The organism is Mesorhizobium sp. CA10 (assembly GCF_020165285.1).
Taxonomy (GTDB): Bacteria; Pseudomonadota; Alphaproteobacteria; order Rhizobiales; family Rhizobiaceae; genus Mesorhizobium.
In genome coordinates, this window is sequence record NZ_JAIUHV010000008.1 from 61328 (window position 1) to 87513 (window position 26186).

Annotated in this window: 29 protein-coding genes; 17 read left to right on the forward strand and 12 right to left on the reverse strand. The window is 65.2% G+C overall.

Annotated features, from left to right (window positions below):
• Positions 1 to 110: 110 nt before the first annotated feature.
• From LB535_RS17620 to LB535_RS17635, 4 genes are all read left to right on the forward strand, one after another.
• Complete coding sequence (locus LB535_RS17620) at positions 111 to 332, forward strand: DUF680 domain-containing protein (protein WP_224633109.1); 222 nt, start codon at positions 111 to 113, stop codon at positions 330 to 332.
• Between the two features lie 296 nt (positions 333 to 628).
• Complete coding sequence (locus tag LB535_RS17625; RefSeq protein WP_224633110.1) at positions 629 to 1600, forward strand: MBL fold metallo-hydrolase; 972 nt, start codon at positions 629 to 631, stop codon at positions 1598 to 1600.
• Between the two features lie 36 nt (positions 1601 to 1636).
• Positions 1637 to 2098: a tetratricopeptide repeat protein gene (locus LB535_RS17630; RefSeq protein WP_224633111.1), complete on the forward strand. Its 462-nt coding sequence runs from the start codon at positions 1637 to 1639 to the stop codon at positions 2096 to 2098.
• 174 nt (positions 2099 to 2272) lie between these two features.
• The gene (locus LB535_RS17635; RefSeq protein WP_224633112.1) at positions 2273 to 2755 is read left to right on the forward strand and encodes a DoxX family protein; all 483 of its coding nucleotides are present in this window, start codon (positions 2273 to 2275) and stop codon (positions 2753 to 2755) included.
• A 31-nt stretch (positions 2756 to 2786) separates the two neighbouring features.
• On the opposite strand, the gene LB535_RS17640 is transcribed toward LB535_RS17635, so the two are convergent.
• Positions 2787 to 3569 carry a glucose 1-dehydrogenase gene (locus tag LB535_RS17640; RefSeq protein ID WP_224633113.1) on the reverse strand — a complete coding sequence of 261 codons (783 nt, stop codon included), beginning with the start codon at positions 3567 to 3569 and terminating at the stop codon, positions 2787 to 2789.
• Positions 3570 to 3819: 250 nt separating this feature from the next.
• Here LB535_RS17640 and LB535_RS17645 point away from each other — a divergent pair, with 250 nt between their 5' ends.
• On the forward strand, positions 3820 to 4194 hold the full coding sequence (locus LB535_RS17645; protein ID WP_224627554.1) for a FadR/GntR family transcriptional regulator: 375 nt from the start codon (positions 3820 to 3822) through the stop codon (positions 4192 to 4194).
• On the opposite strand, the gene LB535_RS17650 is transcribed toward LB535_RS17645, so the two are convergent.
• Both LB535_RS17650 and LB535_RS17655 read right to left on the reverse strand, forming a co-directional pair.
• On the reverse strand, positions 4154 to 5182 hold the full coding sequence (locus tag LB535_RS17650) for an isopenicillin N synthase family dioxygenase (RefSeq protein ID WP_224633114.1): 1029 nt from the start codon (positions 5180 to 5182) through the stop codon (positions 4154 to 4156). The genes LB535_RS17645 and LB535_RS17650 overlap by 41 nt on opposite strands.
• A gap of 186 nt (positions 5183 to 5368) precedes the next feature.
• Positions 5369 to 6139: a pyrroline-5-carboxylate reductase gene (locus LB535_RS17655; RefSeq protein ID WP_224633115.1), complete on the reverse strand. Its 771-nt coding sequence runs from the start codon at positions 6137 to 6139 to the stop codon at positions 5369 to 5371.
• 159 nt (positions 6140 to 6298) lie between these two features.
• Here LB535_RS17655 and LB535_RS17660 point away from each other — a divergent pair, with 159 nt between their 5' ends.
• Positions 6299 to 6673 carry a hypothetical protein gene (locus LB535_RS17660; protein WP_224633116.1) on the forward strand — a complete coding sequence of 125 codons (375 nt, stop codon included), beginning with the start codon at positions 6299 to 6301 and terminating at the stop codon, positions 6671 to 6673.
• Between the two features lie 65 nt (positions 6674 to 6738).
• On the forward strand, positions 6739 to 7590 hold the full coding sequence (locus LB535_RS17665; RefSeq protein WP_224633117.1) for a hypothetical protein: 852 nt from the start codon (positions 6739 to 6741) through the stop codon (positions 7588 to 7590).
• Positions 7591 to 7617: 27 nt separating this feature from the next.
• On the opposite strand, the gene LB535_RS17670 is transcribed toward LB535_RS17665, so the two are convergent.
• Positions 7618 to 7908, reverse strand: a complete 291-nt coding sequence (locus LB535_RS17670; protein WP_095766977.1) for a muconolactone Delta-isomerase family protein — start codon at positions 7906 to 7908, stop codon at positions 7618 to 7620.
• 112 nt (positions 7909 to 8020) lie between these two features.
• Between LB535_RS17670 and LB535_RS17675 the strand changes: the two genes are divergently transcribed.
• Complete coding sequence (locus tag LB535_RS17675; RefSeq protein ID WP_224633118.1) at positions 8021 to 8905, forward strand: LysR family transcriptional regulator; 885 nt, start codon at positions 8021 to 8023, stop codon at positions 8903 to 8905.
• Between the two features lie 166 nt (positions 8906 to 9071).
• Positions 9072 to 9764: a molybdate ABC transporter substrate-binding protein gene (gene modA, locus LB535_RS17680; protein ID WP_224544102.1), complete on the forward strand. Its 693-nt coding sequence runs from the start codon at positions 9072 to 9074 to the stop codon at positions 9762 to 9764.
• An 8-nt stretch (positions 9765 to 9772) separates the two neighbouring features.
• Here modA and LB535_RS17685 read toward each other — a convergent pair whose 3' ends face one another.
• Positions 9773 to 10384 carry a TIGR00730 family Rossman fold protein gene (locus LB535_RS17685; protein ID WP_095766979.1) on the reverse strand — a complete coding sequence of 204 codons (612 nt, stop codon included), beginning with the start codon at positions 10382 to 10384 and terminating at the stop codon, positions 9773 to 9775.
• A gap of 120 nt (positions 10385 to 10504) precedes the next feature.
• On the opposite strand from LB535_RS17685, the gene LB535_RS17690 reads away from it, so the two are divergent.
• The 4 genes from LB535_RS17690 to LB535_RS17705 all read left to right on the forward strand — a co-directional run bounded on the left by LB535_RS17690 (position 10505) and on the right by LB535_RS17705 (position 14971).
• Positions 10505 to 12022 (forward strand): LysM peptidoglycan-binding domain-containing protein, encoded by a 1518-nt coding sequence (locus tag LB535_RS17690; RefSeq protein ID WP_224633119.1) that lies wholly within the window; start codon positions 10505 to 10507, stop codon positions 12020 to 12022.
• Between the two features lie 94 nt (positions 12023 to 12116).
• Complete coding sequence (locus LB535_RS17695; protein WP_224525066.1) at positions 12117 to 12452, forward strand: ArsR/SmtB family transcription factor; 336 nt, start codon at positions 12117 to 12119, stop codon at positions 12450 to 12452.
• Complete coding sequence (locus LB535_RS17700) at positions 12452 to 14335, forward strand: ABCB family ABC transporter ATP-binding protein/permease (RefSeq protein WP_224627567.1); 1884 nt, start codon at positions 12452 to 12454, stop codon at positions 14333 to 14335. Before LB535_RS17695 ends, LB535_RS17700 begins: the two co-directional genes overlap by 1 nt.
• 294 nt (positions 14336 to 14629) lie before the next feature.
• Positions 14630 to 14971 (forward strand): antibiotic biosynthesis monooxygenase, encoded by a 342-nt coding sequence (locus tag LB535_RS17705; RefSeq protein ID WP_224633120.1) that lies wholly within the window; start codon positions 14630 to 14632, stop codon positions 14969 to 14971.
• Here LB535_RS17705 and LB535_RS17710 read toward each other — a convergent pair.
• A complete protein-coding gene (locus tag LB535_RS17710; protein ID WP_224633121.1) occupies positions 14947 to 15843 on the reverse strand; it encodes an SMP-30/gluconolactonase/LRE family protein in 897 nt (298 codons plus the stop codon). The genes LB535_RS17705 and LB535_RS17710 overlap by 25 nt on opposite strands.
• A 137-nt stretch (positions 15844 to 15980) precedes the next feature.
• On the opposite strand from LB535_RS17710, the gene LB535_RS17715 reads away from it, so the two are divergent.
• Positions 15981 to 16718: a phosphatidylserine decarboxylase gene (locus LB535_RS17715; RefSeq protein ID WP_318012317.1), complete on the forward strand. Its 738-nt coding sequence runs from the start codon at positions 15981 to 15983 to the stop codon at positions 16716 to 16718.
• 3 nt (positions 16719 to 16721) lie between these two features.
• Positions 16722 to 17537, forward strand: coding sequence for a CDP-alcohol phosphatidyltransferase family protein (locus LB535_RS17720; protein ID WP_095766986.1), 816 nt, complete (start codon positions 16722 to 16724; stop codon positions 17535 to 17537).
• A 9-nt stretch (positions 17538 to 17546) separates the two neighbouring features.
• Here the strand turns inward: LB535_RS17720 and LB535_RS17725 are convergent, their stop codons facing one another.
• Together LB535_RS17725 and LB535_RS17730 are read right to left on the reverse strand one after the other, a co-directional pair.
• Positions 17547 to 19769, reverse strand: a complete 2223-nt coding sequence (locus LB535_RS17725) for an AMP-binding protein (RefSeq protein WP_224633122.1) — start codon at positions 19767 to 19769, stop codon at positions 17547 to 17549.
• 304 nt (positions 19770 to 20073) lie between these two features.
• Positions 20074 to 20481 carry a tautomerase family protein gene (locus tag LB535_RS17730; RefSeq protein ID WP_224633123.1) on the reverse strand — a complete coding sequence of 136 codons (408 nt, stop codon included), beginning with the start codon at positions 20479 to 20481 and terminating at the stop codon, positions 20074 to 20076.
• 111 nt (positions 20482 to 20592) lie between these two features.
• Between LB535_RS17730 and LB535_RS17735 the strand changes: the two genes are divergently transcribed.
• Entirely contained in the window at positions 20593 to 21447 is an 855-nt protein-coding gene (locus LB535_RS17735; RefSeq protein WP_224633124.1) for a LysR substrate-binding domain-containing protein, read from the forward strand.
• Positions 21448 to 21592: 145 nt separating this feature from the next.
• Here the strand turns inward: LB535_RS17735 and LB535_RS17740 are convergent, their stop codons facing one another.
• From LB535_RS17740 to LB535_RS17750, 3 genes are all read right to left on the reverse strand, one after another.
• Positions 21593 to 22510: a DMT family transporter gene (locus LB535_RS17740; RefSeq protein WP_224633125.1), complete on the reverse strand. Its 918-nt coding sequence runs from the start codon at positions 22508 to 22510 to the stop codon at positions 21593 to 21595.
• A 37-nt stretch (positions 22511 to 22547) separates the two neighbouring features.
• A complete protein-coding gene (locus LB535_RS17745; RefSeq protein WP_224633126.1) occupies positions 22548 to 23444 on the reverse strand; it encodes a DMT family transporter in 897 nt (298 codons plus the stop codon).
• A 139-nt stretch (positions 23445 to 23583) separates the two neighbouring features.
• Positions 23584 to 25080, reverse strand: a complete 1497-nt coding sequence (locus LB535_RS17750; RefSeq protein WP_224633127.1) for a S10 family peptidase — start codon at positions 25078 to 25080, stop codon at positions 23584 to 23586.
• Between the two features lie 320 nt (positions 25081 to 25400).
• Here LB535_RS17750 and LB535_RS17755 point away from each other — a divergent pair, with 320 nt between their 5' ends.
• Entirely contained in the window at positions 25401 to 25907 is a 507-nt protein-coding gene (locus LB535_RS17755; RefSeq protein WP_224607236.1) for an OsmC family protein, read from the forward strand.
• Between the two features lie 14 nt (positions 25908 to 25921).
• On the opposite strand, the gene LB535_RS17760 is transcribed toward LB535_RS17755, so the two are convergent.
• Positions 25922 to 26146, reverse strand: coding sequence for a hypothetical protein (locus LB535_RS17760; protein ID WP_041008353.1), 225 nt, complete (start codon positions 26144 to 26146; stop codon positions 25922 to 25924).
• Positions 26147 to 26186: the final 40 nt, after the last annotated feature.

Consider the following 26186-nt stretch of genomic DNA (forward strand, 5'->3'; position numbering starts at 1 on the left):
CAAAAAATCTTTCCGCCCCCCGGGGAATAAAGCCCGGGCCTTCCGGGTCTTGGCTGTAGCGAGGCCATCCTCCCAAGGCACGCATCAACCAACCCGGAAGGAATACGCAAATGAACAGAACCGCCGTTGCCGCAGTCGCCATCCTGGTTGCCACCGGCAGCGCCTTTGCCGGCAGCGACCACTTCTCCTGGACGAATGGCGGCCAGCAGGCTGCCGTCGTCGACACCACCACCACCGGCTCCATCGCGAGGCCCGAAATGGCCCGCCACGCCATGAAGCCGGCGGCCAGGATTGCTGCGGAAGAGCCCGGCCAGGGCATTTGGGGTCACTGAGCCGGCGGGACCGGAAGGTCCTCGCTCAGGAGTCAGAACCGCAGGTTCTGATCCCAGGCGGGACCGAAAGGTCCTCGCTCCGGAGCTCGGGGCGACGGGTTCTGATCGCGGCGGGAAAGGCACGCCTCGCCGGGTCGGAAACCAGAAGTCCTGATCTCCTCGGCGCCGGTCGGTCTTCAGTCGGACCGGCCGGCGCCGGTTTCCGCAGTCTGGGCGGAGGGCAGCACCGGGCCCGCCGCCATTCTCCATACCGCCTGAAACCTGAAACAACCCGCAGCCATTAGAGGAGATTTCCGATGTTCAACATGACACGTCGCATGGTGCTGGGGTCCGCCGCCGCCGCTGCCGCCTTCGGCATTGCCGGCAAGCTGGAATTCGCGCCCGCGGCTCACGCCGAAACCCCGGTCGAGCCGCTGGTCGGCTTCTACAAATACAAGGTCGGCTCGCTCGAAGTCACCGCGGTCTATGACGGCATCTGGCGCAAGCCGCACGACCCGGCCTTCATCAAGGACGTGTCGGTCGACGACACCAAGGCGGCACTCGCCAAGGCGGGGCTGACCACGGAGTTCATGCCGATCCCGCTCACCGTCGTGGTGCTCAAGATGAACGGCCGCACCATCATGATGGACGCCGGCTCCGGCGTCGGGCAGTGGCAGGCCAACGCCACGCATCTGCCGGCCAACATGAAGGCGGCCGGCATCGACTACAAGGCGATCGACACTGTTCTGATCTCGCATTTCCATCCGGACCATGTCTGGGGCCTGATGGAAAAGGGCACCAACGATCCGGTGTTCCCGAATGCGGAGCTGATCGTCAACGCCACCGAGTATAATTGGTGGACCGATCCGAGCCGGCTGGCCAAGCTGCCCGAGGGCCGCAAGCCCGCGGGCAAGCGCATCGCCGAGAACTTCCCGAAATGGAAGAACTGGAAGCTGGTCGACGACGGCGCTGAAGTGGTGCCCGGCATCCGCATCATGGCGGCGCCCGGCCACACGCCCGGCCATTCCGTCTACCATGTCGATGCCGGATCCGAGCAGTTCCTCGTCTCGGCCGACACCATGTATGTGCCGGCGCTGCTCGCCCCGCATCCCGAATGGCAGGGCGCCTACGACCAGGATGGGCCGATGGCGATCGCCACGCGCCACCGGATTATCGACCAGGTGATCGCCGACAATGTCCGCATCTGCGGCTCGCACTTTCCGTTCCCCGGCACAGGCAGTTTCGTCAAGGACGGCAATGCCTACGCCTTCACCCCAACCCAGATCTGATCTGAATCCGATCCTGAACAGAAAGCGACAACTCCAATGAAACACGCACTTTTCGCGGTGCTTGGCGCCATTGCGGTATTGACCGCGGCCCCGATCGCCATCGCCGTTCCGGCCTATGCCGTGGACGACATCGAAGGCGCCGACGCGCCGGACCTGACGGCGGTAAAAGCCAAGATCGAGGCCAAGGACTATCAAAGCGCGCTGGCCGACCTGCGCGACCTTGCGCAGGACACGCAACAGGCCGACGTCTACAACCTGCTCGGCTTCACGCTGCGCAAGACCGGCGACTACCAGACCTCGCTCACCTACTACACCAAGGCGCTGGAGCTTCAGCCAGACCACAAGGCCGCGCATGAATATTTGGGCGAGCTCTATGTCGAGACCGGCGACATGGCCAAGGCCAACGAGCAGCTCGCCTCGCTGCAAAAGCTCTGCCCTGCCGGCTGCGAGGAGCTTGCCGACCTCAAGCAGGCGATCGACACCAAGGTGACGAAATAGGCGGCTCGCAAGCGCTCGCCACCTTTTGGGCGCCACGGCGGTAGCGCCCGAAAACCGGAGCCGGCGTTTCTCTCCCTCGCGCCGGCTCCGACCTTTCAATCTCAAGCGCACCTGTGTGGGCGCGGGCGACCGCCCATTTTCCAAACTGCCTGTTTCCAAAGACTGGAGGAGACCATGACACCGATCGAACTTGCCGAAAGACTTCACGCCAGCGACGTCGTCCTGCTTGCCGGCCGGCTGCTGCTGTCGCTGATCTTCGTGCATGAGGGTCTGCAGCTGGCGACCCATTTCGAGGGCGCTGAGAAGGCGATGGCCGCGCTCGGTGTCGGCACGCCGCTGCTTCTCGCCACCATCGCGTTGCAGCTTGGCGCCGGCCTGTCGGTGGCATTAGGCATCCTGGCGCGGTTGGGCGCGATCGGGCTTGGCCTGTTCTGCCTGATGACGGCCGGCCTCTTCCACACCAACTTCGCCAGCCAGAACGAATTGCTGCATTTCGAGAAGGACCTGGCAATCGCCGACGGCATGTTCATCCTGGCGCTCGCCGGTTCCGGCAGGCTGTCGATGGACAGGGTGCTGGCCGGGTTCGCGAAGGACACCGAGATTGATCCGCCCGTCGAGCAGCATCTGTCAGTGGGGGAGACGAGCCCGCTGGCTTGAGGCGCGGGTCCGCGTGATGTGAGGGCGGCCTCTACAACACGCTCGTGATCCCGCCATCCACCAGCAGCGTCTGCCCTGTGACAAAACTCGCCGCATCCGAGGCCAGGAACACCGCCGCGCCCGCCAACTCTTCGACATCGCCCCAGCGCCGCATCGGGGTGCGGCCGGTCAGCCAAGTCGAGAATTTCTCGTCGGCGACCAATGCTGCGTTGAGCTCGGTCTTGAAATAGCCGGGCGCGATCGCGTTGACGCGCACGCCGTGCTGGCCCCATTCGCCGGCCATCGACTTGGTCAGCATGGTGATGGCGCCCTTGCTCGCCGCGTAAGGCGCGATCGAGGGTCGGGCGAGCGCGCTCTGCACCGACGACACGTTGATGATCACGCCCTTGCCGCGCGCAATCATCCCTTTGACCGTCGCCCGGCTCACCTTGAACACGCCGTCGAGATTGGTCGCCATCAGCGCGTCCCAGTCGGCGTCGGAAAAGGTCTCGAGCGGCGCGCGGCGCTGGATGCCGGCATTGTTGACCAGGATGTCGATCGGCGCGGTGCCGGCTTCCGAAGCCGCGATTGCCGCGTCGACCGACTGCGTGTCGGTCACGTCGACCAATGACTCCGCTACCGTGTAGCCCTCGGCGCGCAAACGGTCGCCGGCGGCCTTCAACTCGTCGGCCTTGCGGCCGCCGATGGTGACGCGTGCGCCCGCGGCAGCCAACGCCTCCGCGAAAGCGAGGCCCAGCCCGCGGCTGGCGCCGGTGACGACGGCATGCCGGCCTTCAAGGCCGAAGAGACGGCCGAGATAATCAGTCGAACGCAATTTGCACCTTCATCGATTGCGATTTGTCGCTGGCCAGTTTGACCTTGCGGGCCTCGGCGAGCGGCAAAGTGTTGCTGAGCAGGGGTGCCGGGATTCTTCCTCGCACAGCTAGCAGCAAAGCCCAGCTCCATTCAACCGATTCATCTGATAAATCGGACTAACAAGCGGGCTGTGCCGCCCTGGCAATTAGTCGGTGCGGTCGATCCCGCACGTGCAACACTCGGCGGCAGACTCGAACGGGCCGGGACAAATGGCGGGCAACCAGACCTCATCGGTGACGGATGACATACCCAACAGCCTCGGCCGCGAGATACTCGGCGGGCTGTTTTCGTCCGGCGCGACGCTGCTTGGCGAGGAAGAGATCTGCGCCCGCTTCGGCGCCAGCCGAAGGGCCGCGCGCGAAGCGGTGAAGATCCTGTCGGCCAAGGGCCTGCTGCTCACCCGCCCCCGGCGCGGGTCGCGCATCCGCCCGCTGAAGGACTGGAATTTCCTCGACCCTTCGGTGCTGGGCTGGTTGCGCGCCAGTGCCACCCCGCGCCATTTCATCATCGAGCTTCTGCCGCGCTCTCGGCAGGCATTGGCATTCAGGCGGCGGCCGGCCGCCTTGGCTTGCGCAAAGTCTTGACGCCGGCCATCTCGACGAAGTTGGTCGCCGACTCCCACAGGTAATCGCCATAGAGGAACGGCGCGAAGTCGCTGGCGCCTTTGATCGGCAGCGGCGCGATCTCGGCGTCGACGCGCGGCTCATAGAAGAAGGGAATGGAGTAACGCGCCGTCTTCGGCGCGATCACCCGGTGGCGCGTCGCCTGCACCACGCCGCCCGTCCAGCGTTCCAGCAGCTGGCCGAAATTCACCGCCAGCGAGCCGTCGGCGGGCGGCACGTCGATCCATTCGCCGGCATGGCTCCTGGCCTGCAGGCCTTCGACGCCGTCCTGCGCTAAAAGTGTCACGAAGCCGGAATCGGCATGCTCACGGCCGATGACCAGCCGCCGCTCGCCCTTGTGCATGACCCAATATTCAGGCTTCGACAGGTCGACCGCGCCGTCCTCGCTGCGCAGCGGATAGCGGATCAGCCTGAGCGTCGAGATGCCGCCCCGGAAATGGCCGTCGAAAATACCGTCCTCAAGCCCGAGGCTGCGCGCGATCGAGCCCATCAGTGCCGCGCCGACCTTCTCCATCGAGCGGTAGTAATGCGCGGCGGCCGCCTTCCATCCTGGAACATCGGCCTCGGCGGGAAGCGGCGTGCGCTCGAGCAGCGGATCGTCGGGCGCGAACCCGGCGTCGGCATGGGCGATGTCCGGCCCCATGTCGATGCCTTCCTTGTAGGACACCGCGGTCGGCTGCAGCGGGAACCAGCCGCGATAATAGTTCGATTTCGACGGGTCGAAATTCCAGCGCAGCAGCTTCCGCTTTTCCGCATCGGGCAAATCGAAGATCTTCAGGAGCTCGCCGCGCCGCTCGCGCGTCAGAAGCTCCGCGCCCGGAAAGCCGCGCGCGGTCATGAAGCCGATGCCGGAGGCAGCAGTGAAGATCTGGCGGTCGGCCTCGTCGCGTGCGGGCGAAGTCGGGCCGAACAGCGGCGCGATGTCGATGGCGGGGATAGTGTCACTCATCTCATGATCCTAGCGGTTCTTGGCAGCCGTGTGCCGCAATCGTGGAGAAGCGCATGCGCGATGACAAGCCGCGGCAGAGTTGGCGTTGTTCGAGCGGTCGGGCTTGGCGACCGGCTCAGCGCGCCGAGGCCGTCGCCGCGGATGCTGCCGGCTGAGTGATCGGCAATCGCCGCTTGGGTCCTCCTGCTACTTCCCCGCAATGCGCCGATGCACCCGCTCCAGGCTGTCCGCCAAGGCATCGAATGTTCCGCGTTCGGTCAGCTCGCGCAGCACCTGCTCGTTGATGCCGCCGCGCGTCGCATAGTCCTGCGCAAGATGCATGAAATCTTCGTCCGGCGCCGTATCCGGCGCATTGGCCAGCGCCTTGAAGATGCTGGTGATGTAGTCGCGTGCCCTGCCGCCCGAAACACCCTGGCTGCGCACCCAGGCGTGGATCGTGTCGAGATATTTGAAATAGCTGGCATAGGTCGCGGTGACGACGCTCAGCGCATCGAACTCGCTTTGGTCCTCGACCTCGATCACCCCGCCCAGCCTGCCGAAGAACGCCGCCGCCATCGGGTCCGGCGGGCAGATGATCGTCGCGCCCTGCAGCCGGGCGATCATCGGCATGGGCAGGGCTTTCGTCACCTGTGCTGCTGGCGCGACAAGCGCGGCGATCTCCTCGCGCGACACGGTGGCGATCAGGCTGACGACGTGATGGTCCGGCCGGAACCGCAGTTCCTTCAGCACCTCGCGCGCGATCTGCGGCCGCACCGCCAGCATCACGGTGTCGCAGTCGTCGAGCACGGCCTGGTTGTCGGTAGCGATGCGCACGTCCGGATAACGCGCGGCAAGCTCGGCGGCTATCGCCTCGTTGCGCGGCGAGACCACCACCGGCGTCGTCTCCCCCGGCAGCGATTTCAGCCCGGCGACAATGGCCGAGCTCAACGCGCCCGTGCCGACAAAGCCAAGTTTCATGGAAGTTTTCGCCTCTGTTTCGGATAGCCGCCGACAATAGCGACGGTTCCGTTGCCGGCAAGGGAGGCCCGTCCGACTGCGCTGGCAAGGATTCCAACTGTTACGCGCAATTAAGGCCAGACTGATAGATTGCGGGGCATTCGATCGGGGAGTGCGGCCATGAGCCAGCGCGCGTTCATCACTCTGCTCATCCTGATGGCGGTGCTTGTGGCAATGTCGGCCACATCGTTCCTGGGCGCCATGATCGGCTTCCTGTTCGGCATTGCCATTGCCTTCTTCGTTGCCGGGCCGGTGATGCTGATCGGCAAGGTGCTCGAGGAAAACGGCATTGCGATATCCGGCCAGACAGCCCTTTGGGTGCTCGCCGGCTTCTATGCGCTGCTCATTCTCGCCGCGGCATTCCAGATCTGGCGCCGGTTTCAGCGCCACGAGCCGGACCAAGCGCGATCCGCGGGGATGCGGCTGGCGCTGCTCGTCGCGCTTCCCGCGATGGCGTGGCTGTCTCTGAATGCGATGCAGGACGCCTGGCCGTGAGGCATCTAGGCTAGGTCGCAACAAACTGGCAGGATGGCTCGATCAACGCGATTTGGGGCAATCGCATGACTTTGCTTCAATTTCCGGTCACCGGCGAACAGGTCTCGAACGATGAGACGGAAGAGGTCATCCGCGAGGCCGAACCGCATCGCGCCCTGGTACGCTACCGCCCCGATGGCGGCGAGCTCTTCATCCATACGCGGGTGAACATGGCGCTGCTGCGGGCCGCCGCCTCGCTGCCGATCCTGCGCCTGAAGCTCGCGCCACGCGCAGACGAGTTGCCGGCGCGAGACGCTCTGCTGACGCCCGAGGGATCGCAGCGAAACTACGCTTTCCTCGAAAAGCTTTGCCAGGATCTGGCTATTGCAAACTGCCCAGCCTGTTATATCGCCGAACAGCATGGCGAGGGCGGCCGCGATTTCTATTTTACGACCGAAGACATTGCCGGTTTCGAACGGATAGCTGGCAAGACCGCTGAGGCGCTGGCCTTTCCGCTCACGCTGGAACAGCATTCGCTTGCCGCGCTGGCGCCGCTCATCCTTCCCGCCGAGGCGATAGGCGACCTCCGGCTGGAAATCGCCGCGGATGCCCGCATCCGGCCGACACGCTTCGAGTTCTGGGGCGCCGAGCCTTCTCTGGCGAAGCTGCGCGCCGAACTTGAAAAGCGCGGCTACCGCTTCTTGAGTCTGGAGATAGTCTCGCGTGAGCTAAGGATGGCGAAGGACGTGCCGATCGACGGCGAGGGTTCCGGCTCCGTGCCGAAGGAAATCGTTCCGCTGGCAAGGTCGCTGCAATGCAGCTATCGCGGTACCGAGACCGTCGAAGGCCACGAACAGTTCCTGCTCACCCGCCCTCTGCCCGAGCGCTACAGCGGCGCGCGCCCCGGGCTTTTCAGTCGTCTTTTCGGTCGCGGGTAGGCTGACAGGTGGGCCGCCGCAGCTGCTTTACCGCTTCGGCCCGAAACCGGGATAGGGGTTGAGCGGCACGATGGCCGCGATGTCCATCATGCCTGCCTCGATCAGCGGCAGCGTGGCAAGGTGGCCGCGCACCTCCTTTTCGTCTGCCGCCTCGAACATCATGCCGCTGCCGGGAACGTCGCCGCGGTTCCAGATCTGGCGCACGGCGCCTTGGACGTAGAGCGTCTTGCGCTGTTCGGATTCGGGCGGCAGCAGCGGCGCGAAGTCGGCGTCACCGAACTTCTGAGTGTTGCGGGTGAGAAGGGCAAAGAACTGCATGGCGGTCTCCTTTCATGGCTGGTTGATGCCGGGAGATATCGCGCCCGCTGGTCAGACTGTCAAAGACTGATTATGATGAAGTTAAGACCTTTGAGGACTTAGAGGCGAAAGAATGCTCGACCTGCGCCAGATCAGATATTTCGTCGCCGTTGCCGAGGCCGGCAATGTCGGCCGCGCCGCCGAGCAGTTGCACATCTCGCAATCGCCCCTGAGCCGGCAGATCATCCAGCTCGAGGAGCAGCTCGGCGTCGCCCTGTTCGAGCGGGCGAAGCAGCGCGTCCATCTCAATGCCGAGGGCAGGGCCTTTCTTGCCGAAGCCCGAGCGTTGCTTGCCAATGCTGCGCGGCTGGAAGAGCTCGGCCGCAACCTTGCCAGCGGCACCACAGGCAGCCTCGCCATCGGCTATGTCGAAGGCGCGGTGCATGCGGGGCTGATCGCGGACATGCTGCGGGATTTCCGCCGCGCGCGGCCGGATTTTCATCTGCAGTTGCGCAGCCGGCGGACGGCTGCGCAATTCGAAGATCTGAGGCAGCGCGTCCTCGACCTCGGTTTCGTCTATGCGCCGGCGCCGCAAGGCGATCCGGATATCGAGAGCATATTGGTGCGGCGCGAGCCGCTGGCGCTTGCAATACCGGAAGGCGATCCGCTCGCCGCTGTCGCCGACATCGCGCCCGGCCATCTCGACGGCCGCGTCTGGATCACAGTCGTGCGCCAGCCTGGCGACACCAACCGCGCGCAGTTCCTGGCGGCCTGCGCCGAATCCGGTTTCATGCCCGATATCGCCTATGAGACCGCCGATCCCTTGACCTCGCTTGGCCTTGTCAGCGCCGGGCTGGGCTTGGCGACGGTACAGGAAAGCCTGCGCTCGACCGCGCCTTCCGGCATCATCTTCCGGGACCTGCCCTGGTTCAAACGCAGCGTTGAGATCCACCTTGCCTGGCGGCGCAATGATTGGAGGGCGGCGATTGCCGATTTGAGACGAACCGTAGGACAGTAGGGCAACGGCACGTCAATTCCAGGCATGCTCCAATGGGGCGGAAAGGTGCATTCCGGACATGATTTTGGCGCGATTCAGCGAGTCGATTTGACCAGACGCGGAGCATGGAGTCCGGGCTTAGCTAGGTATTATAAGGGAGGCCGTTCGGCCGATTTCGGGTTAGGCCATGAATAACGCTGTCCGACTTTTTGGTGCTATTGCGGTTCGTCCCGCCGTGGTTGCACTCATATCCCAGTTCGAAAAGGCCACAGGATTCACAGTAGCGGCCAAGTGGGAGCTCAATCCGACAGTAAAAAAGCAGATTGAGGCTGGGGAACCTTTTGACCTTGTCATCACCAATCCGAACCTGATCCAGGGTCTGGTCGTCTCGGGAAAGGTCAAGGCCGGAAGCCAGGCGGCGTTCGGACGGGTAGCAATGGGGGTGGCGGCCAAGGCAGGCAGTCGACAGCCCGACATTGGGTCCGTGGAAACATTCGAACATGCGTTGAAGAGCGCCAGATCAGTCGCCTACGCCAGCGAAGGGACCAGCGGTGGCTACTTCTCCGATTTGCTGGAACGCTTGGGAATAGCAGATGAGGTGAAGCCCAAGCTGGTTGCCATATCGGGAGGGCAGACAGCAGCGGCCGTAGGCCGTGGGGAAGCTGAGTTGGGGGTCATTCCCGTGACTTCGATTCTCGCCGCCGCTCCCGAGGTCACGCTTGTCGGTCTGTTTCCGGCGGAACTCGAAAGTTACGTTGAATTCGCCATTGGCCTCAGTACCGATCCAACGCGTGCAGAAGCCGCCAAGCAGCTATCAGGATTTCTGACGTCGATGGCCGTTGACGACATCTTGGCTGCAAAGGGCGTCGAGCGCCGCTAAGCGCGCCCTTACATCTTGTCGATCACCGACTGCACCCCTTCAGTCGGCGCGTCGACCGACGAGCCCGCCACCATGATGGCGGCGACGATCGCTTCCGGGTCGTCAACCACCAGCGGCTTCACCTTATGCGCGGTGTGGATGAAGCCTTCCTCGGACATATGCTCGATCAGCGTCAGCATCGGGTCCCAGAAACCTTTGACGTTGGCGAAGACGATCGGCTTGCGGTGGTGGCCGAGCTGCGCCCAGGTCATGATCTCGACGATCTCCTCGACCGTGCCGATGCCGCCCGGCAGCGCCACAAAGGCGTCGGATTTTTCGAACATGCTGTGCTTGCGTTCGTGCATGTTGTCGGTGATCAAGAGTTCGTCGAGCTTGTCGAGCGCGGTCTCGGTCGCCTCCTTGTTGATCAGGAAGCGCGGGATGATGCCGGTGACCTTGCCGCCGGCCTTGAGCGCGCCGTCGGCGACAGCGCCCATGATGCCCTTGGTGCCGCCGCCATAGATGAGGCGCAACCCGGATTTGGCAAGCGAGCGGCCAAGTGTGTGGCCGGCCTTGATATAGGCCTCGTCGCGGCCCGGAGACGAGCCGCAATAGACGCAGACGGATCGAATCGTGTTCATGGCGATGATTGGTGATGGGGACGGTCGGCCGGGTCAAGCCCGCGGACGGGCTTTTTCTTGTCGGACTCGGGAAAACACGCTAGACCGGGCGTTAGGTGGCTAAGGGGGCAATACGGAATTATGGCGATCAATCCTTCTAAGGCGTTTTTGTTCGCGGCGGGCGGCGTTGTCGCCGTCGCGGCGGTCGCCTACGGCTCGGGCGCGCTCGATCCTTACATCAACGACCAGAAGCCGGCGCAGGTCGCGACGCTGCCGCCGACCGATGCGAAACCGGCTGAATCCTCGAGCACCGGCACAGAGGCGCGCGTGCCCCAGGCTCCTTCAAACACAATGGCTCCGGCGAACACGATGGCGCCAGCCAACACCATGGCGCCCGCCAATAAGATGGCGCCGGCCAACAACGCCATGGCGCCGGCCGCCCAGGCGCCCGCCGCCGGCCCGACACTGCCGACCTTCGATGTCGTGCGCGTCGAGGGCAATGGCTCGATCGTCGTCGCCGGCAACGCCGCGCCCAACGCGAAGGTCGAGATCTTGAATGGCGGCACGGTGCTCGGCTCGACCGAGTCCGGACCCGACGGCGCCTTCGCCGTCGTGCTCGACGATCCGCTGAAGCCCGGCGACTATACGATCACGCTGCGCCAGACGGTTGGCGGCATTGCCGTTGCCTCGGTCCAGACCGCCGTCGTGTCGGTGCCGCAGAGCCCGACCGGCCAGGTGCTGGCCATGGTCGAGGAGCCAGGCAAGGCCTCGCAACTGATCACCGTTCCTGAGACCGAGAGCAAGCCGGCGGCGCCGGCCGCGACCGATCAGGCAGCGGCGCCTGCGACCCAGGCACCGACCGCACCGGCGGCATCGGGCACGGCCTCGGCGCCGGCCGCGACCGCGCCGGCCGCCACAGACCAGGCGACCGCGCCGGCTGCGGCCGCCGCGGCGGAGCCCAAGATCGCGGTCGAAGCGGTCGAAATCGACGGCAGCAAGATCTTCGTCGCCGGCACGGCCGATCCCGGCCGCAAGGTGCGCGCCTATGCCGACGCCATCCTGCTCGGCGACGCCAAGACTTCGGCCGACGGGCATTTCCTGATCGAAGCGACGCGCGACATTCCGGTCGGCAGCTACACTATCCATGTCGACGGCCTGGACAATGACGGCGTCAAGGTCGTCGCCCGCGCTGCCGTCCCGTTCGAGCGCGAGGCCGGCGCGTCGGTCGCCGCCGTCGCCCCAAGCAAGACAAAGCCGGCCGAGGCCAAGCCGGCCGAGACCAAGACCGCCGAAATCACGACCGACACAGCAACGGCCGAAGCGGCCAAGCCCGCCCCGGCCGCCGGGGGCGCTGCCAAGGTTGCCGAGGCGACGCCCTCGACCGACGTGCCCGAAACGGTCGCGCCAAAGCTCGAACATGCCGACAGCTCCGTCATCATCCGCCGCAACGACACGCTCTGGCGCATCTCGCGCCGCGTCTACGGCCATGGCACGCGCTTCTCGACGATCTATCTGGCCAACAAGGACCAGATCCGCGATCCCGATCGCATCTGGCCAGGCCAGGTGTTCAAGGTGCCCTCGACTTCGAAGGAAGGCGAGGCCGCCGACATGAAGGCCATGGGCGAGCAGATGACAGCCGCGCCGGCGAAGACGGAGTAGGCGATTAGCTGATCTCCCCCACAAGGGGAGATTACGCTGCTACCCATGCGCCTAGCTTGCCCTCTCACCGTTCATCGTCTATCGCCGATGAACGATGTCCGAATCCCCCGAGACCCGCTGCACCGAAAGCCGTGCCATTGCCGCGCGGCTGGCGGCGCTGTCGCATCCGGCGCGCATCGAGATCCTGAAACATCTCTCGGCCAGCCGCTGCTGCTCCTGCCGTGAGGTGGTCGATCACCTCGATCTCGCACAGTCGACCGTTTCGCAGCATCTGAAGATCCTGGTCGAGGCCGGACTCGTCCGCTTCGAGACCGACCGCCAGCGCTCGCGCTACGCGGTCGACCACGACGCCCTCGCGGGCGTCTCCGCTTCGCTCACCCAGCTCGTCAACTCCTGCTGCCCCAGCCTCTCACCCATAAGGCAAGACTAGTGGCCGAAAAGACCGTATCCGCCGAAGCCGGCACCCTCACCACTTTGCGCAATCTGTGGCCCTATATGTGGCCGGCCGACCGCGCCGATCTCAGAGCCCGCGTCACCTGGGCGACGCTGCTTCTGGTCGTCGCCAAGGTCACATTGGTCGCCGGCCCCTATTTCTTCAAATGGGCGACCGATGCGCTGGCCCATGGCTCGAAGACACCGCCGCCGCTGCCATCCTTCCTGCTGGCGCCGGTGGCGCTGGTCATCGCCTATAACGTGCTGCGCCTGATCCAGCTCGGCTTCAACCAGCTGCGCGACGCGCTGTTCGCCCGTGTCGGCCAGTATGCGGTGCGCCAGCTCGCCTTCCGCACCTTCGTCCACATGCATCAGCTGTCGCTGCGCTTCCATCTCGAGCGCCGCACCGGCGGCCTGTCGCGCATCATCGAGCGCGGCACCAAGGGCATCGAGACCATCGTGCGCTTCATTATGCTGAACACGGCGCCGACCATCCTCGAATTCGCGCTCACGGCCGGCATATTTGCCTTCACCTATGGCTGGAAATACGTCGCGGTGGTCGCCGTCACCGTCAGCCTCTATGTCTGGTTCACCGTCAAGGCGAGCGACTGGCGCATCTCGATCCGCCGCGACATGAACGACAGCGACACCGACGCCAACACCAAGGCGATCGACTCGCTGCTCAACTTCGAGACGGTCAAATATTTCACCAATGAGCGCATGGAGGCCGAGCGCTTCGACCGCTCGATGGCACGCTACGAGCTCGCCGCGACGAAAACCTGGACATCGCTCGGCTGGCTGAATTTCGGCCAGGGCCTCATCTTCGGCCTCGGCACGGTCATCGTCATGTGCATGTCGGCGCTGGAGGTGCAGGCCGGCAGGCAGACGGTTGGCGATTTCGTCTTCATCAACGCCATGCTGATCCAGCTTTCGGTGCCGCTCAATTTCATCGGCTTCATCTACCGCGAAATAAGGCAGGGGTTGACCGATATCGAGCATATGTTCGACCTGCTCGACGTGCCCCAGGAGATCGTCGACAAGCCGGATGCCAGGCCTTTGAAGGTCGGGCCCGGCAAGGTCGAATTCCGCGACGTCCATTTCTCCTATGATCCCAGCCGCAAGATCCTGAAAGGCGTCTCCTTCGAGGTGCCGGCCGGCAAGACCGTGGCCATCGTCGGCCCGTCCGGCGCCGGCAAGTCGACCATCTCCCGGCTGCTGTTCCGTTTCTACGACGTTCAGGGCGGCCAGGTGCTGATCGACGGCCAGGACATCCGCGACGTCACGCAGGAGAGCCTGCGGGCGGTGCTCGGCATGGTGCCGCAGGACACCGTGCTGTTCAACGACACCATCGCCTACAACATCCGCTACGGTCGTGTCGGCGCCGGCGAGGAGGAGGTGCGCAAAGCGGCCGAGCTCGCCCAGATCGGCCCGTTCATCCAGAAGCTGCCCGAGGGTTACAAGTCGATGGTCGGCGAGCGCGGGCTGAAATTGTCGGGCGGCGAGAAGCAGCGCGTGGCGATCGCCCGCACTATCCTCAAGGCGCCGCCGATCCTGATGCTGGACGAGGCGACCTCAGCGCTGGACACCCAGACCGAGCAGGAGATCCAGGCAGCCCTCGACCTGGTCAGCAAGGGCCGCACCACGATCGTGATTGCCCACCGGCTGTCCACGGTGATTTCGGCCGACGAGATCATCGTGCTGAAGGACGGCCAGATCGCCGAGCGCGGCACCCATGCGGCGCTGCTTGCCAAGCACGGCCTCTACGCCTCGATGTGGGACCGCCAGCGCGAGGCAACCGAAGCCGAAGAGCGCCTGCGCATCGCGCGCGAGGGCGACGAGCTTGGGGTGATTGTGAGGAGAAGGACGTCGGAGGTGAGCTAGCGCCTGTTCCCCTTCTCCCCCTGTGGGAGAAGGTGGCCTCGCGAAGCGAGGTCGGATGAGGGGTGTTGGAAGGATCGCCGCACGACAAGACTAAGCGCTTGAAGCATCTATTCTTTTCTCGCCTCATTCCTTCCAGCACCCCTCATCCGTCTCGGCGCTTCGCGCCGATCCACCTTCTCCCACAAGGGGAGAAGGGAAAGGCGCAAAATCCCCTTGACCTCAACCTATCTTGAGCTTGCAAACCGTCTCTGAGCCCCTGCGAAGCAACTCGTACAAGAGTGGAGACAGATCGAAATGAGCACCAACAATCAACGCACCGGCAGCGTCTTCCGCGTCGACAAATTCGTCGTGCCGGCGCAAGCGCGCGACGAAATCCTCAGCAAGGCCAGGATGACGCATGAATTGCTGCGCCAGCAGGAGGGTTTTGTGCAGGACTTCCTGCTCGAGCAATTCTCCGGCCCCGGCGAGTTCAACCTTGTCACCATGGTCGAATGGGAAAGCCAGGCCGCGGTCGACAAGGTGGTGCCGATCGTCAAGGCAGCGCACGAGCGCATCGCCTTCAGCGCGCAGGAAACGATCGCCCGCCTCGGCGTCAAGGCCGACATAGCCAACTATCGGCGCGTGCCCGAACTATAGGAAGGCCACCCGGCTCCGGGCACCGAAACAGCGGCGCTCAGCACCTGGCCGGTGCGGGCGTCGCTCACCATGTTTTCGAACCCACGCCATTCGGCGGCGGCGATGAACAACGTCCTGCCGTCGGAGCCGCCCAGCATGCAGGCAAAGCAGCCGCGATCGACCTCAACCCTGTCGATTTTCTCGCCGCCTTTGCGGACCCTCACACAGTGGCGGTTCGGCACGTCGGCATACCAGACACAGCCTTCGGCATCGATGCAGATCCCGTCGGGATAGTCGTTCCGGAGATCGGCCCAAACGCGACGGTTGGAAAGGCCCCCATCTTCGGCGATATCGAAGGCGGTCAATCGGTTCGCGTGGGATTCGGCGACGACCAGTGTATTGTTGTCCGGCGTCACCGCCATGCCGTTGGCGAAGGCGATATCCTCGGCGACCTGCCGCACGCCGCCGTCCGGCCTGAGCAGCACAATGGTGCCCGGTCCGAAATGCTCGCCCGGCGCCGGTGCCGGCCCGCCGCCATTGACATAGATGTTGCCGCGCCCATCGACGACGATTTCGTTCCAGGGGTTCTTCGACAGATGCCTCAGATCGGCATGGGTGACGAGCGTCCCGCTTGCTTCCTGCCGGAGCAGCAGGCCTTCCCGCCCCGAGACCACCAGAAGCCGGCCATCCGGCAACCAGTCGATCGAATAGGGCAGGACGGCCGGCACGATAAGCATCACCTCGCACCGGCCATTGTCGTTCACCGCGACGATCTCGCCGGTGCCCCAGTTGCAAAGCCAGAGCCGGCCGTCATGCCAGCGCGGCGACTCGCCGAAGGCTAGGCCTTGTGTGACGACCTTGGCACTCATTGCAGACGGTTTCGGCGAAGGCATTGGCGGGCTCCTTGGGTGTCCACTCGCCAAGGACGCGCGACGGAGCCGAGTTCCGACACCCGGAGCAAAATTTAGGCTTGCACGCCGGCGTTGCTGCCTCCCCCATTGTTGCGTTGCGGGGAGGGGGGCTTTCCGCTATTGAGGCGCAACCTGAAACAGGGACCGCCCCAAGCCCTATGACGCTTCTCGACTCGGTCAAGAATACGTTCGTTCCGATCCATCGCGAAGGCTACCCCTTCATCGCCGCCTTCGCCGCGGCGACGCTGTTCCTCGGCTATTTCTCCTCGATCCTGTTCTGGATCGGACTGATCCTGACCGCATGGTGCATCTATTTCTACCGCGACCCCGAGCGCGTCACCCCGGTCGACGACCGGCTGGTGGTGAGCCCGGCCGATGGCGTGGTCTCGGCGGTCGGCCCCGCCGTGCCGCCGAGCGAGCTTGGGCTGGGCTCCGGCGAGATGACCCGGATCTCGGTGTTCATGAATGTGTTTTCGTGCCACATCAACCGCGCTCCGGTTCGCGGCCGGATCACGCGCATCGAGCACAAGCCCGGCAAATTCCTCAATGCCGAGCTCGACAAGGCAAGCGCGGAGAACGAGCGCAACGGCCTGGTCATCGACAGCCCGAACGGCACGATTGCCGCCGTGCAGATCGCCGGCCTTGTGGCGCGCCGCATCGTCTGCTGGGCCGAGGCCGGCGGCACGATCGCGATCGGCGAGCGTTTCGGCCTGATCCGCTTCGGCTCGCGCGTCGACGTCTTCCTGCCGTCGGGCGCCGTGCCGCGCGTCGCGGTCGGCCAGACGGCGGTTGGCGGCGAGACCGTGCTTGCCGAATTCGGCGGCACCGCGGTCATGCCTTTGGTCAGGGTTTCCTGAGCGTTGGGCGCGCCGTTCAAGAAATTCGAAGCCCATGCCAGCGGCGGTCCGCGCATCCGCGAGATCCCGATGCGCATGGTGCTGCCCAACCTGGTCACCGTGCTTGCCATCTGCGCCGGCCTATCCGGCATCCGCTTCGCCTTCGAGAACCGCTTCGAGATCGCTGTGGTCATGGTGTTGCTTGCCGCCTTCCTCGACGGCATCGATGGGCGACTGGCGCGCATGCTGAAGGCGACCTCGAAATTCGGCGCCCAGATGGATTCGCTGGCCGATATCGTCAATTTCGGCGTGGCGCCGGCCCTGGTGCTCTATGCTTTCCTGCTCGACCGCGCCGGCTCGCCAGGCTGGATCGCCGCACTTCTCTTCACCATCGCCTGCGGCATGCGGCTGGCCCGCTTCAACGTTCTGGCCGACGACGCCGAGCAGCCGGCCTGGCAGACCGAATATTTCGTCGGCGTGCCGGCCCCGGCGGGTGCTGTGCTGGTCATGCTGCCGCTCTATCTTTATTTCCTGCGGCTCGGTCTGGAGCCCAGCCGGCCGGCCGCCTTCGTCGCCACCGGCTTCACCGTGCTGGTCGCCTTCCTTCTGGTCAGCCGCCTGCCGGTCTACTCGGGCAAGAGCGTCAAGGTGCCGGGCGACAGGGTGCTGCCGGTCATCCTCGGCGTCGTGCTCTACATCCTCTTGCTGATGACCTATCCCTGGTACACGCTGACGGCTTCCGTCGCTGGGTACCTGCTTTTCCTGCCGTTGTCGGTGCGCGCCTATTCCAAGCGGGCCATGCGCGAAGGCGAGAAGGTGCCGCCGTCGGATATCGGGTAGCGCTGCGCCCTAGGCCGCCGCACTCAGCCCCAGCCGGTCGATCGCCAGCTTTCTTGCCGAGATGTAATCCGTCTTGCCCGAGCCCAGCACCGGGATCTCTTCCACCTTGATGATGTCGTTGGGCACCATCAGCTCGGCCGCGCCAGCCTTCTTGCCGAACTGGCGCAGCTCCTCGGCATTGGCTTCGTCAGCGGTGGTGACCAGCACGATGCGCTCGCCGCGCCTCTTGTCGGGCACTGCCACCGCCGCGTGGCGCTCTTCCGGCCATAGCGACTGCACCAGCATCTCGACGGCGCCCAGCGACACCATCTCGCCGGCGATCTTGGCGAAGCGCTTGGCCCGCCCGCGTATGGTGATGAAGCCCTCGCGGTCGACCGAGACGATATCGCCGGTATCGTGCCAGCTTTCCAGCCGCTGCAATTCGCCGGGACGATCGGCGGTCATATAGCCCATCATCATGTTCGGTCCGTCGAGCCACAGCCGGCCGCCCTCGGCGATGCCTTCGACCGGCTCCAGCTTCATGCGGATCGCCGGCAGCGGCCGCCCGACTGTGCCGTCGCGGCTGTGGATGGCGGTGTTCACCGCCACCACGGGCGCGGCCTCGGTCAGCCCGAAGCCTTCCACGATCGAGGCTTGGAAACGGTCGCGATAGGTGCGCCGGGTCTCGGGCTTCACCGCTTCGGCGCCAGCCACGACAAAGCGCAGGCTGGAGAAGTCCCCGTCCTTGGCGGTGCGGGCGTAGTTGGCCAGAAAAGTGTCGGTGCCGAACATCACGGTCGGCTTCACCTTGCGGGCGATCTCTGGGATGATCTTGTAGTGCAGCGGCGAGGGGTAAAGGAACAGCTTTACGCCCAGCACCAGCGGCAGGATGGTGCCGCCGGTCAATCCGAAGGAATGGAACACCGGCAGCACGTTGAGCAGGATGTCGGCCGGCGAGACGGAGACGCGCGCCTCGGCCTGCATGACATTGGCAAGCAGGTTGCGGTTCGACAGCACCACCGCCTTCGGCGTGCCTTCCGAGCCGGAGGTGAACAGGATGACAGCGGGCTTCGAGGCTTGCTGCCGCTGCAGTGGCAAACGCCACAGAAGCGCGGCGGCAACCTTGTCCAGGGTCGTCACATTGGCGCGCACATCTTCCAGCCACAGCATCTTGGCGCCACCCGCCTCGACCGCTGCGACGATGTCGTCGATGCCGGCCTTTTCGATGAACGCGCGGGACGAGATCACGGTGCGGATCACAGCGGTGCGGACCGCCGCGGTCACGCTCGCCGGGCCGGCGGTGTAGTTGATCATCGCCGCCACGCGGGCCGCGGAGATCACGCCGACGAAGGTAAGCACCACGCCATTGGCATTGGGCAGCAGCACGCCGACTGCTTCGCCGGGCGCGGTCACCGCCTCGAAATGGCGGCCCAGCACGCGCGCGCCGATGAACAGCTTGCGGCAGCTGAGCGAACCGGAAATCACATCCTCGATGATCGGGCGCGAAGGGCCGATGCGGTCGGCGGCGTCGCGCATGGCGAGGAAGAGCCCGCGATCGAGATTGGTGCCGTAAAGCCGTGCCTCGGCGAACCGGTCGAACAGCGCGTTGGTGTTGGATGCCATGTCGGGGTTGCGCGCCACCAGCTCGGCGATGGTCATTGGCTCCAGCACACTCATCGAAAGCCGCGGGAACCAGTGGCGCGGCGCTTTTTCCTTCGGCGTCAGCGACACCGGCAGGTCACGCGTGCCGGCAACGAAGATCGGCACGATGCGTGCATCGGCCTGCATGGCGATGCGGGTGATGGCGCGAAACAGCCGGAACGATTTGACGTCCGGCTCGACATTGTCCGGCAGGTAGACGGCGAGCCGCCCCTTGCCCTTCAGCACGCGCACCAGCCGGCGGCTGACGAAGATATGCTCGGCGTTGAAGGCGATGGTACGCGCAAGCTCGCGCCACGGCTCCAGCCAGGGCGAGCGCGCCGAAGCCTCGTCCAGGATATGCAGCGTGTCGTCGGGAAGCAGCGACAGCATCAGCGCCGGCTCGATGCGCGACTGGTGCCAGACGACATAGATGACCGGCGTCTTGGCGCTGCGGGCGATGCGCATGCGATTGTCGGCGATGCGGTAGGCGAGCTTGAACGGCACATAGAGCAGCGCCTGGGTGAAGCGCAGGTCGAGCCGGAACCGCTCGATCACGGCAATCAGCAGCCAGGCAAAGACAAGGCCCGCCAGCAGCGCCAGGGTCAGGATCATGCCGCTCTCTCCCAGTCTCCTCCAGGGCGCGGCTCTTGAGCGACCGCTTCGGTGGCAGAGGGTAGCGGAAGTGCGGGCAAGGTCAATGCGGGGTCGGAGAGCTTTCCCTTCTCCCCTTGTTGTGGGAGAAGGTGGATCGGCGCGCAGCGCCGAGACGGATGCGGGGTGTTGGAAGAAATGAGGCGCTGGAAAATCCAGCTCTTGAGGCGCTTAGCTTGCGACGCCGCGCTCCGTCCAACACCCCTCATCCGACCGAGCTTCGCTCGGCCACCTTCTCCCACAAGGGGAGAAGGGGAAGACGGCGCTACGCCGCCTTCAACCTTCCGCTGATGAAACGGAACTCCTGGCTTTTGCCTCCATAGCCATAGGCCGCCGCCGGCACCTCATGCACGAAGGCGTAGCTTTCCTCATGCACTCCGCCCAGCAGCCGGCCGAAGGCCCCGAAGATCGCCTTGAGATAGGCTTCCAGCTCGAGCTTTGTGTTGGTGCCGTCGACGACCTTGATGTCGAGCCAGAACGTGTTGGTGCCGTGCTCGGCCAGCGACTTGCCGCCGGCGAACCAGTGCTGCGGATCGATGTAGTTGACGGCGACCGCGGTGATCGTCGGATCCTTGTGCAACAGTTTCGCGGTGATATCGGTGGCCTCCCTGGCGATTGCCGCGGACAGCTTGGCGTCCGGCTTACCGGTGACGCTGATATTGATGATCGGCATTTTCTATCCTCCGAGTTGGGCGCCTCGCGCCGACGATGAGAGGACCATGCCACCGGCATAGCATCAACAAAATCGAATTGTTTTTGATAAATAGTTCGATAGCATTGAAGTATGGAAACGCTCGATCCGGATCTTCTGAAAACCTTCCTTGCCTTTGTCGACGGCGGCTCGCTCGCCAAGGCCGCATCCACCGTCGGCCGCACGCCGTCGGCGGTGACCGCGCAGATGCAGCGGCTGGAGGAAATCGTCGGCGAGCCGCTGCTCATCCCGCAGGGCAGGGGACGCGGGCTGACGCCGGCCGGCGAGGATCTTGTCGGCCATGCGCGGCGCATCCTTACCGTCCACACCGAAGCCTGGCTGGCGCTGAAAGGCGCGCGCGCCGGCGGCCGCATCGCCATCGGCACGACGCAGGATTTCGCCGATCAGGGCCTGCCGGACCTGCTCCGGGCCTTCGCTGCCAGCCACCCGCGCGTCAGGGTCGAGCTGCGCGTTGGCCGCTCCCTGGAGCTCGGGTCGGCGTTGCAGGCAGGCCAGCTCGACCTCGCGATCACCATGCGCCATGCCCCATCGCCGGATGAAGCGGCCCTGATCAGCGAGCCGATGCTGTGGCTCTGCTCGGAAAAAGGCCTGGCGGCGCGACAGGAGGTGGTGCCGCTGGCGCTGCTCGATTCCTATTGCGGCTTCAGGGAGGCAGGGCTCAATGCGCTCGACGCAGCCGGCCGCCGCTATCGCATCGCCGCCGGCAGCGCCAGCCTTGCCGGCCTGCGCGCCGCAGTCAACGCCGGCATCGCGTTGACGCCTCGCACCCGGCGTTTCGCCCATTCCGGCATCGTCGAGGTATCTGACGATTTCGACCTCCCGCCGCTGCCGATGGCCGATTTCGCCATCCGGCTCGGCCGCGAAGCCGCCCGCCCGGCGCGGGACTTGGCGGAGCTGCTTGCCGGCGGCCTGGCCCTTCCGTCCTGAGGCCGGTCGCCCAAAGAAAAAGCCGACCTTTTTGAGGGTCGGCTTCTAGTCGGACGGGTCGAGGGGTTTGGGGGGACTTGGGGGGTGACCCGTCGATCCAATAATGCTCCACGCGGATGATGGTTCCGTGACCGGCGAAATATTTTTATGAACCCGCCGATTTCACCTTCAGCCAGTCGCGTCCGGCATGCGCAAAGACCGCGCAAAGCACGATGGCGCCGCCGATGATGCTGGCCCTCGGTGGGACTTCGCCGAGGAACAGCAGGGCAAACAGGATGGCGAACGGCACCTCTGCGGAACCGAGCAGGCCGGCTTCCGCCGACGGGATCAGCCGCGAGCCTTCCGTCCACAGGATCGAGGCGAGCGCGAAAGAGCAGCCGAAGGTGGCAAGCAGCGCCACGTCGCGGGCGGACACGGCCAGCGGATCGGTGACGAACCAGCCGAGCACGAAAAGCAGGAAGGCCGAGACAGCGCCCGCCCAGACGACCGGCGAGTCGCGAAAAGCGCGCACCATGATCATGTAGAGCGCGCTGCCGGCGGTCATCAGCAGCGCCAGCGCGTCGCCGAACAGGTGCCCGCTGCCGAGGCCGGCGCCCACCATGATGGCGACGCCGCAAAGCGATATGGCCGCCGCGATCATCGTCTGCAGCCGGAATTTTTCCCGCACCAGAAGGAAGGCGAGCAGTGCGGCGATGAAGGGCGAGGTCGCGTAGATGACCGCGACATTGGCGACATAGGTGAATTTGAAGGCCGAGATGAAGGCGATGCTGGCGGCGGCGCCCTCGACCGCAAGCAGCCAGCCCCGCCAGCCGAGTTTCAGGCTTTCGCGCCCGCCCGAGCGGCGCCGTCGCCACAGCACGTAGAAGCTGATCAGGATCGAGCCGAAAAAACCGCGCCAGCAGGTGATCGTCAGCGGATCGGCATGGATCGACTTGGTCAGCACGCCAGTGAGCGCGAAGGCGATCGCCGATGCCGACACCAGGATAATGCCGAGCGTGCGCTCGGCAGCCACGTCGGCGGCGGCAGGCGCAAGCTTTTCCGGCATGTCGAGCGTGTCCGTCATGGCGCCAGCCTACCCGGTTGCTCCTGACAGCCTTCCGTCATGAGGCCTGCTCCCGTCTGCGGAAATGCTCGTTGCCGACGATGAGCAGGCCGGCGCCGATGATCAGCGCCGCGCCCATGAACACTTCCGTGCGCGGCACGTCGCCCCAGATGGCGTAGCCCAGCGCGAAGGCCCAGACCAGCGAGGTGTATTCGAACGGCGCAATAATCGACACCGGCGCGCGCTTCATGCCTTCGAACAGCGCATATTGCGCCACCCCGCCGAGTGCCCCGACGCTGACAAGCAAAAGAAGCTGCCGCCAATCGGGCATGCGCCACCAAAGCAGCGCCGGCACGGCCGAGAAGAGCAGGAAATAGAAATTGTTGAGCACGAGCTGGATCGTCGTGCGCTCCTGAAGCGCCGTCTTGCGCAGCAGCACCACGGCGATGCCCCACAAAACCGCGGCCGCCAGCACCAGAAGCACCGGCACGGAGAAGCCGAGCCGGGTCGGATCGCAGGCGATGAAGACGCCGGCGAAGCCGATGAACACCGCCAGCCAGCGCAGCAGCGGCACCGTCTCGCCCAGGATCAGCACGGACAGCACGGTGACGATGATCGGCGCGGCGTAATAGATGGTGGTGAGCTCGGCAAGCTGCAGCGAGCGCGCGGCGTTGTAGTAGCAAAGCCAGGCGGCGAGCGTGAAGGCGCTGCGCACCAGCATCGGTTTGACGATTGGCGAATCGATCGTGTCAGCGAACAGCCGCCTGCCGCCGATCGCGCCGCAGGCGAGGAGCACGGTGATCGAGCGGACGAACATGATCTGCCAGACCGTCATGCCAGCGACCAGGAGCTTGATCGAGGCATCCTGCGCCGAAAACAGGAAATAGGCCGCGGCCGTAAACAGGATGCCGGCCAGCACCCTTTCGCGGCTTTCCAGGATGACGACATCGGCCATAAGGGCTCAGCGTGTTTGCGTGAGGCGGTTCCGCCTCGGTCGGGACCGCTCCTCCAGCTATAGGGGCGAAAGCTTGCACTGCGCTGCTCCAGCGTAGCGCTTGCGTTGGCGCAGGTCGTTCGCCGGAGGCCGGTCGGCCTTACTGCGTCGCCTGATAAAGCTCCGAGGCCGCATCCTTCAGCGCGCGTCGGCCATCGGGCCGCAGATACATCATATGGCCGCCCTCGACGACGTCGAGCCGGATCGGCTTGGCATCTGACAGCGAAGGAAGCTGGTTCACCAGATAGCGCGAGGCGAGATAGGGAGTGACAAGGTCGGTATAGCCGTTGACGATGACGACACCCAGCGCCGGGTTGAGCGAGCGGGCGCGCTGCAGGTCGTTCATCACACCGGCATAGCCTTGGCCTGATGTGCCGTAATCCCAGGTGCGGCTGACCTCGCCATTGAGCAGCCGGTAGCTGACGTCGGTGCGGTAGTTCAGCTCGTCGCGGGCGTAAGCGACGAAGGCGGAGGTCAGCACCGGAACGCTGCGGTCGAGCACCGGGTCGGGGCCGGCCTCACGGGCGCTTTGCGGCGCGATGTCGGCAGTGCCGATGGTGGCGTCGTAAGGGCTCAGAACCTTGCCGGTGGCGCGCTGGAATTCCTTGGCGAAAAGCCCGATGGGGATGCGGGCGAAATTGCGCTGAACGAGCTCCAGCGGCAGGCCGGTGATCTCCGAAATGCGCCCGCTGGCGAGCTTGCTGCCTTGCTCCAGTCCGCTGTTCAGCGCCGTCAGGTAATCGCCGAGCGCATAATGCTCGACCTCGGCCAGCCTGTCGCGCAACGCGTCGCCGCTCACGCCGTCGCCCTTCAGCCGCGTTGCCGCCAGCGAAGGCAGCTCCAGCGCCCAGTGCAACTGGTCGAATTGGTCGGGCCGCACCAGCATGAATTCCAGCGCCGGCGAGATCAGCACGATGCCGCTGGGGCTGAGGCCGACATCCTCCTGCAGCGTGCGGGCAAGCAGCGCCGCGCGAAAGCCGCCATAGCTCTCGCCGGCAAGGAAGAGCGGCGATCCGGTGCGGCCATTCTGCGCCAGATAAAGGCGGATGAAGGCGCCGACCGAGCTGGCGTCGGCATCGACGCTCCAGAATTCCTTCGGCTCGTGCCCCGGCGCCTCGCGGCTGTAGCCGGTGCCGACCGGATCGACGAAGACGAGATCGCTCATGTCGAGCCAGCTGTCGGGGTTGTCGATGAGCTTCTGCGGCGGCCGCAGGAACTCGCCGTCGGCGGCGGTCTCGACGATGCGCGGCCCGATCGCGCCGAGATGCAGGTAAGCTGACGCAGCACCGGGCCCGCCGTTGAAGACGAAGGTGATCGGCCGCTCCTTCGCCGGGGCGGGCGATTGCTGCGAGTAGGCGACATAGAAGATCTCGGCCGTCACCTCGCCCTTGCCGGATAGGAGCGACAGCGTGCCGGCCTTGGCCTGGTAATCCAGCTTGCGCCCGCCGAGCGTGATGGAATGCTCCGTCACCTGCGGTGGCGGCAGCAGCGACAGCACGCCGCCGGTCGGGGCTGGACGCTCGGGTGCTTCGGCGAAGGTGGGCTGAGCGAAGGCGGCGAGCGCCAGCAGGACGAGGGGGACGAGCTTGGATCGCATGTGGGCTCCGGAAATGGTCTCGGAATAGGTATGGCCTGGGCGTGTGAAGTCAAAACAACAATCGCAAACGTTGCGATCCTTCGCGCCCCCCTCTGCCCTGCCGGGCATCTCCCCCTCAAGGGGGGAGATCAGATGTCGCGTCGGCCTTCGCCATTCTCCCACGCTCGCTAATCTCCCACGCGCTGCAGAAAGGGCGCCGCCGGAGAAGCTGCCAATCTCCCCCCAAGAGGGGGAGATGTCCGGCAGGACAGAGGGGGGCGCTGTTCCGCTGGCATATCAGTGCTATCAAAGCATCAAAGGCTGATCGGAAGGACAACACAATGGACGCAACCGCGCTCAAGGCCGTGCAGGCCCCGTTGAAGGACGCCTATCGCGAAGACGCCGCGCGAGCGCTGATCACGCTGAAGGCCCGCGGCACGCTCGACGACCAGTCGATCGCCTGCAAGGTGGAGACCGGTAGGGCGCTTGCTGTCGCCGGGCTTCATCCGGCCACCGGCGGCTCGGGCCTCGAGCTATGCTCGGGAGACATGCTGCTGGAAGCGCTGGTCGCCTGCGCCGGCGTGACGCTGAAAGCGGTGGCGACCGCCTTGGAGTTCAAGCTCGGCAACGCTACCGTCGAGGCCGAGGGAGACCTCGATTTTCGCGGCACGCTGGGCGTCGCCCGCGACGCGCCGGTCGGCTTCCGCGAGATAAGGCTGAAATTCGATCTCGACACCGACGAGCCGCAGGAGCGCATCGATTCGCTCCTCAAGCTCACCGAGCGCTACTGCGTGGTGTTCCAGACGATCAACAGCAAGCCGGCGTTGAGCGTGAGCGCACAGCGCTGAGGCGACGCCTCGCGCTACTGCGCCGAGGGCGTTTCCGCATCCCCTTCATCGGTAAACGGCGAGGCGCTCGGCACGCATTGTACGGCCCAGCCCTGAGGGGTCGGCTGCTTCTGATATTCGGTGATGGCGTTGGTGCATTGTTCGCGGGTGTCGAAGGTGCTGGGCAGCACCACCATGCCGCCCTGCGGGCCGGCGATCACCAGATACCAGACCAACGCTACGCTGGGAGTAGCAGCCATGGGAATTCCTCGCTTTGAAATGTCGGAGTCGGGCCGATCC

Coding starts and splice junctions, on each gene's coding strand:
- LB535_RS17620 (WP_224633109.1), top strand. CDS start 111: ATGAACAGAACCGCCGTTGCCGCAGTCGCCATCCTGGTTGCCACCGGC.
- LB535_RS17625 (WP_224633110.1), top strand. CDS start 629: ATGTTCAACATGACACGTCGCATGGTGCTGGGGTCCGCCGCCGCCGCT.
- LB535_RS17630 (WP_224633111.1), top strand. CDS start 1,637: ATGAAACACGCACTTTTCGCGGTGCTTGGCGCCATTGCGGTATTGACC.
- LB535_RS17635 (WP_224633112.1), top strand. CDS start 2,273: ATGACACCGATCGAACTTGCCGAAAGACTTCACGCCAGCGACGTCGTC.
- LB535_RS17645 (WP_224627554.1), top strand. CDS start 3,820: ATGGCGGGCAACCAGACCTCATCGGTGACGGATGACATACCCAACAGC.
- LB535_RS17650 (WP_224633114.1), bottom strand. CDS start 5,182: ATGAGTGACACTATCCCCGCCATCGACATCGCGCCGCTGTTCGGCCCG.
- LB535_RS17655 (WP_224633115.1), bottom strand. CDS start 6,139: ATGAAACTTGGCTTTGTCGGCACGGGCGCGTTGAGCTCGGCCATTGTC.
- LB535_RS17660 (WP_224633116.1), top strand. CDS start 6,299: ATGAGCCAGCGCGCGTTCATCACTCTGCTCATCCTGATGGCGGTGCTT.
- LB535_RS17665 (WP_224633117.1), top strand. CDS start 6,739: ATGACTTTGCTTCAATTTCCGGTCACCGGCGAACAGGTCTCGAACGAT.
- LB535_RS17670 (WP_095766977.1), bottom strand. CDS start 7,908: ATGCAGTTCTTTGCCCTTCTCACCCGCAACACTCAGAAGTTCGGTGAC.
- LB535_RS17675 (WP_224633118.1), top strand. CDS start 8,021: ATGCTCGACCTGCGCCAGATCAGATATTTCGTCGCCGTTGCCGAGGCC.
- modA (WP_224544102.1), top strand. CDS start 9,072: ATGAATAACGCTGTCCGACTTTTTGGTGCTATTGCGGTTCGTCCCGCC.
- LB535_RS17685 (WP_095766979.1), bottom strand. CDS start 10,384: ATGAACACGATTCGATCCGTCTGCGTCTATTGCGGCTCGTCTCCGGGC.
- LB535_RS17690 (WP_224633119.1), top strand. CDS start 10,505: ATGGCGATCAATCCTTCTAAGGCGTTTTTGTTCGCGGCGGGCGGCGTT.
- LB535_RS17695 (WP_224525066.1), top strand. CDS start 12,117: ATGTCCGAATCCCCCGAGACCCGCTGCACCGAAAGCCGTGCCATTGCC.
- LB535_RS17705 (WP_224633120.1), top strand. CDS start 14,630: ATGAGCACCAACAATCAACGCACCGGCAGCGTCTTCCGCGTCGACAAA.
- LB535_RS17710 (WP_224633121.1), bottom strand. CDS start 15,843: ATGCCTTCGCCGAAACCGTCTGCAATGAGTGCCAAGGTCGTCACACAA.
- LB535_RS17725 (WP_224633122.1), bottom strand. CDS start 19,769: ATGATCCTGACCCTGGCGCTGCTGGCGGGCCTTGTCTTTGCCTGGCTG.
- LB535_RS17730 (WP_224633123.1), bottom strand. CDS start 20,481: ATGCCGATCATCAATATCAGCGTCACCGGTAAGCCGGACGCCAAGCTG.
- LB535_RS17735 (WP_224633124.1), top strand. CDS start 20,593: ATGGAAACGCTCGATCCGGATCTTCTGAAAACCTTCCTTGCCTTTGTC.
- LB535_RS17740 (WP_224633125.1), bottom strand. CDS start 22,510: ATGACGGACACGCTCGACATGCCGGAAAAGCTTGCGCCTGCCGCCGCC.
- LB535_RS17745 (WP_224633126.1), bottom strand. CDS start 23,444: ATGGCCGATGTCGTCATCCTGGAAAGCCGCGAAAGGGTGCTGGCCGGC.
- LB535_RS17750 (WP_224633127.1), bottom strand. CDS start 25,080: ATGCGATCCAAGCTCGTCCCCCTCGTCCTGCTGGCGCTCGCCGCCTTC.
- LB535_RS17755 (WP_224607236.1), top strand. CDS start 25,401: ATGGACGCAACCGCGCTCAAGGCCGTGCAGGCCCCGTTGAAGGACGCC.
- LB535_RS17760 (WP_041008353.1), bottom strand. CDS start 26,146: ATGGCTGCTACTCCCAGCGTAGCGTTGGTCTGGTATCTGGTGATCGCC.